Consider the following 4,205-nt stretch of genomic DNA (forward strand, 5'->3'; position numbering starts at 1 on the left):
AGTTCGACATCATGACGACCTCGTTCTTCCTGTCACGGCGTTCGCTCAAGGCCTCGCCCAATTCCGGCATGCCGGTGTGGCAGGACCGGTTGTTCATCGGCCTGGCGCGTACGGCGGCCGACGCGACGGAGTACTTCCAGATCCCGACCGGACGCGTCGTCGAGATCGGAACGCAAGTGACGATTTAGGGCATGCCGCGGTTGAGAAGAATCGGTGCTGTCACATTGATTGAGCGGTAAGGAAATTCAGGTAGCAGCGCGCCCGGCACTGTAAGTTTCAGCGGCTTGATGCAGCGATAGCTGGCCGGGACGGCTGTCACGCTGTGGCGACACACGCGATTTTGTTCCAGATTTGCATGGGGCGTTACGCAGGTCTCGATGTTGAGCCGATGACAGCGCATTGCAGGGAAAGTGAGCAGGTCGGCAATCGGATCATGGATGGAAACGAACCGCTGAAGCTGGCGTGCCGACTTGAAGCGTTTCATGATCCTTTCGCGTCGTCGGGTCGGCTGGTGCGAATTTTCCGCTCGATTATTCAGGCCTGTGTGCGACCGGTGTTCGACGCCGGGCATGAGGTCGCGCATGGCGGCATCATAGGATCGGAGCTTGTCGGTGATCATGATCCGTGGTGTCCGCCCTTGAGCTTTCAGCAACTTGCGCATCAGACGCTTTGCCGCCTTGGCATTTCGGCGGCTTTGTACCAGCACTTCGAGGACGAAGCCGTCCTGATCGACGGCACGCCGGAGCCACTGCTTCTTGCCACTGATAGCCACGACACATTCGTCGAGATGCCATTTATCGCCCAGGCAGCCGGCTGATATTGATCTCCTGGGCGGAATGCCGTCCGAATTTCTCCGCGCAGCTTCGAACGGTCTGATGCGTGACGATGATGCCGCGGGCCGCCAGCATGTCCTCAACCATGCGCAGGCTGAGCGGAAAGCGAAAGTAGAGCCATACCGCGTGCGCAATGATCTCGGCGGGAAAGCGGTGGCGACCATAGAGCGGATCACGAGCAACTTCTGACATGGCCCAATGTACGCACATCTTCATAAGCTGTCGGTTGACTTTACGATGCCGCGCCAAGCGAGCAGCATCCGGCCGGCGGGGCCGACCCCGTCTCCCGGCCGTGAGCAGAACGGCATCGCGCAGGTGCCGCTTCATCCTCGACCGGCCAGCCTGCTTTGCCGTTACCGCCGCCGCCGAAAGCGCCAGGCGTTGCCGCCAGGCGCCGATCCGCCGGCAGCGGTTCGTTTCCACCGATGATCCGAGTGCCAACCAGTTCCACTTTCCCCCAATACCTGCGTAACGCCGCCATGCAAATCTGGAACAAAATCGCGTATGTCGCCGCAGCATGACAGCCGTCCCGACCAGCTATCGCTGCATCAATACGCTGATATCTTTACAGTGCCCGCACGCCTCTCGCGCGCCAACGGCCAGTCGGGTGTCGCGAATGAGGCGCGCTGAAGCCATCCGGCTCAGCCGATCATGGCGCTTCGGTTGCCGGGTTCGAGGTCGTGGCCTCTGCCGCTGCGCGATTCTAGCATTTGCGCCTTGGAGAGCTCTGCTTCAGCCTCGGCGAGGCATGGCTCGGCTGCGGTTCTCTGCCGCAGAAGGTCCGATTGCGAATTCTTGACGTTGTCACGACGTAGGCGAGCGGCCTTGGCGAACGTCGGATAAGCGAAATGATTGACATCGGATATGCCGGCCTTCGTTTCCTCGGCGTTTAACTGGAAGTCCAGTTCTCGCGCCATGCGTTCGAAATCGGCAATCATGATGTCTAGCTGGTGCAACTGTCGCCGCTTCTCATTCACCTGAAATTGCTTCAGTCGGACCAGATTACCTCGTGGCTTCATGACTCGGTACTCCGGTACCCATTTCGTCCAATCAAACCGCTCTCTCCCCTTAACGTTAGGCCTACAGCGACTCTCACGTTTTCTGCTGCGAGCGGAAACATATTTTCCAAAATCCTTGGCCGATGGCTATGAGTTCAATGGCATCGACAAGCATGCGAGCGGGGGACTTAAGGGGCGGTAAAAAAAGGCGGAATAGGGCGATTTTCACAATGTCTGCATTGAACGCGTTGAGACCTGCGGCGGGCTTGACACACAAAGCAATCGTCAAGATTTGCGACATGGACGCCGGGGGGCATGAATACGCCCGCCGTCAGCTACACGCCCCCCGATTTCCGCCGCCTATTATCGCCCACGCGGTCTGGCTTTATTTCCGGTTTCCGCTGAGCCTGCGCCTGGTTGAGGAAATGCTGCTGGAACGCGGCATCGTGGTTTCGTATGAGACAAGTCGCCGGTGGGGCATCAAGTTCGGGCTGGACTGCGCTCGCTGCTTGCGCCGCAAGCCGCCGTGCCGGAATGACGTCTGGTACCTGAACGAAGTGGTCGTCACCATCGCCCGGCAAAAAGCTTTGGTTGTGGCGCACCGTCGACCAGGATGGATATGTGCTGGACGAAATCGTGCAAAACCGCCGCAACACCAAGGCCGCCAAGCGCTTGCTGACGCGGCTGTTGAAGAAGCAGGGGCTCGCGCCGAAGCGCATGATCACCGACTAGCTGCGCTCGTATGGAGCGGCAAAGCGACAGGTGATGCCGGACGTCAAGCACCGGTCGCACAAGGGGTTGAACAACGGAGCGGAGAATTCCCATGTGCCGCCGCGAAAACGGGAGCGGATGATGCAGGGGTCCGATCGCCGAGAGGCCTGCAACGCTTCGTCTCGACCTTGTCAGCCCTCCGCAACCTCTTCGTCCCGCCCCGCCCCAAACGTTCTGCTCTCGCCATACATGTTCATCGCCTCAGCGCGATGGCGCTGGTGATATCACGACGCGTTTGTACCGCTCGACCTACGCCACAGGTGCCGACGCTGTGACGAGCTTCGTCGGTCGCGTGTCGAGTGACGGCACCGGGGACAATTATCGTCGACCGCAGTCCATTGCTCAGACCAAGGCGCTTCTCGGCGTCGGCACGATGGCAAATCGCAGCGTCACGATCTCGGCCGCTGCCCCTTCTGGCGGCGTGGACGGTGATTTCTGGGTGCAGCCGTAATGGCCCTTTACGTCAAAGCCTCCGGGGTCTGGGGGGCGGCCAGCGCCGTCTGGGTGAAAATCTCAAGCCTCTGGACCAAGGCTCGACAGGTCTATGTGCGCAGCTCGGGCGTCTGGGAGAAAATGTTCCCGATAGATCTGGTCTTCAATGGCACTCACGAAGACTCGACTGCCACGACCGTTTACACCCACACCAGCATTCCGCTTCTTGTCGCGCCACACGCTAATCGTCGTGTCATCGTGACAACTGAGACCACTGACACCGAAAGTGCAGTGACCGTCAACAGTATGACGATTGGGGGTGTGGCTGCCACCCTTCTCGCTCAGGTGGAAAGCATCTTCAATTCTGGTGTGGTCTATCTGTCAGTGTGGTCAGCCCTCGTGCCAACCGGTACGACGGCAACGATCGTGACCACGTATAGTGAGAGCGTGTTCCGTGACTACATGTCGGTCTATACGACCACCGATTGGGATGGTGTGGTGGGCACTGTTGCCTCTGACAACAATTCAACGGGTGGCCTGACAACGACCGTCAGCATTGGTGCCCTGGGCGCAGCGATCGCAATTGCGGGCAACGCCACCAAGGGGGCATCGGCACTGCGACATGGACCGGGCTGACCCAACAGTTCTCAAACACACCAGTCACGGATACAAACCACAGCGGAGCAATGGCCATAGCTACCGCCGCCCAAGCTGCCCTCACCGTAACCTGTGCCTACAGCACTACTCCAGCACTTGCCGCACTGCTGGTGGTTCCGCGGTGCGCAACTCCTGACTGGCGACGGCGTCGGCGACATGCCTTACGGACTCGTATTGCCAGAGCTTGTAATCGTCGACAAACCAGCCAAGTCGGCTCTCGATCGCCGTAGCAAGCTCGTTATAGTCGAGGCTGTCGAGGCCGAGATCCCGCATTCTGGTTGTCATCGAGACCTCTACTTTTTCGGCAACTAGAGCGTTGAGGGTTTTGAGAACCAGTTGTTCAATTTCAAGTAATGTCATCACTAATACATGCCTTTTGATTGCAGATTCAGGTAATGCAACCCTGATCGGGGCCCAACCCCCAAAACGAGGTGTGCCGTTGAAACATGTTCTTGTCATTGACGATGATGCCGCAATGCGGCGCCTCATCGCCGAGTATCTCACGATGCATGCC

Annotated in this window: 5 protein-coding genes and 4 pseudogenes; 5 read left to right on the top strand and 4 right to left on the bottom strand. The window is 58.9% G+C overall.

Going from position 1 to position 4,205, the window contains the following annotated elements; translation table 11 throughout:
• A partial coding sequence (locus NKH06_RS31865) for a KUP/HAK/KT family potassium transporter (RefSeq protein ID WP_352443283.1) occupies window positions 1-188 on the top strand: 188 nt, incomplete at its 5' end.
• 127 nt (window positions 189-315) lie between these two features.
• Here the strand turns inward: NKH06_RS31865 and NKH06_RS31870 are convergent.
• The 3 genes and pseudogenes from NKH06_RS31870 to NKH06_RS31880 form a co-directional block, all read right to left on the bottom strand.
• Window positions 316-1,025: pseudogene (locus NKH06_RS31870) on the bottom strand (IS6 family transposase).
• Window positions 1,026-1,100: 75 nt separating this feature from the next.
• A pseudogene (locus NKH06_RS31875) lies at window positions 1,101-1,352 on the bottom strand (DUF1403 family protein); the annotation flags it as partial.
• Window positions 1,353-1,474: 122 nt separating this feature from the next.
• Window positions 1,475-1,852, bottom strand: a complete 378-nt coding sequence (locus NKH06_RS31880; RefSeq protein WP_023679574.1) for a hypothetical protein — start codon at window positions 1,850-1,852, stop codon at window positions 1,475-1,477.
• A 294-nt stretch (window positions 1,853-2,146) separates the two neighbouring features.
• Between NKH06_RS31880 and NKH06_RS31885 the strand changes: the two are divergent.
• From NKH06_RS31885 to NKH06_RS31895, 3 genes and pseudogenes are all read left to right on the top strand, one after another.
• A pseudogene (locus tag NKH06_RS31885) lies at window positions 2,147-2,877 on the top strand (IS6 family transposase).
• Window positions 2,874-3,053 (top strand): hypothetical protein, encoded by a 180-nt coding sequence (locus NKH06_RS31890; RefSeq protein ID WP_031194388.1) that lies wholly within the window; start codon window positions 2,874-2,876, stop codon window positions 3,051-3,053. The pseudogene NKH06_RS31885 and the gene NKH06_RS31890 overlap by 4 nt, the downstream one beginning before the upstream one ends.
• Window positions 3,053-3,670, top strand: coding sequence for a hypothetical protein (locus NKH06_RS31895; protein WP_023737119.1), 618 nt, complete (start codon window positions 3,053-3,055; stop codon window positions 3,668-3,670). Before NKH06_RS31890 ends, NKH06_RS31895 begins: the two co-directional genes overlap by 1 nt.
• Window positions 3,671-3,775: 105 nt before the next feature.
• Here the strand turns inward: NKH06_RS31895 and NKH06_RS31900 are convergent, their stop codons facing one another.
• Entirely contained in the window at window positions 3,776-4,150 is a 375-nt protein-coding gene (locus tag NKH06_RS31900; protein WP_352593620.1) for an acyl carrier protein, read from the bottom strand.
• Between NKH06_RS31900 and NKH06_RS31905 the strand changes: the two are divergent.
• Window positions 4,131-4,205 (top strand): annotated as a pseudogene (locus tag NKH06_RS31905) (DNA-binding response regulator); the annotation flags it as partial. The gene NKH06_RS31900 and the pseudogene NKH06_RS31905 overlap by 20 nt on opposite strands.

The organism is Mesorhizobium sp. M1342, assembly GCF_040317955.1.
Taxonomy (GTDB): domain Bacteria; phylum Pseudomonadota; class Alphaproteobacteria; order Rhizobiales; family Rhizobiaceae; genus Mesorhizobium.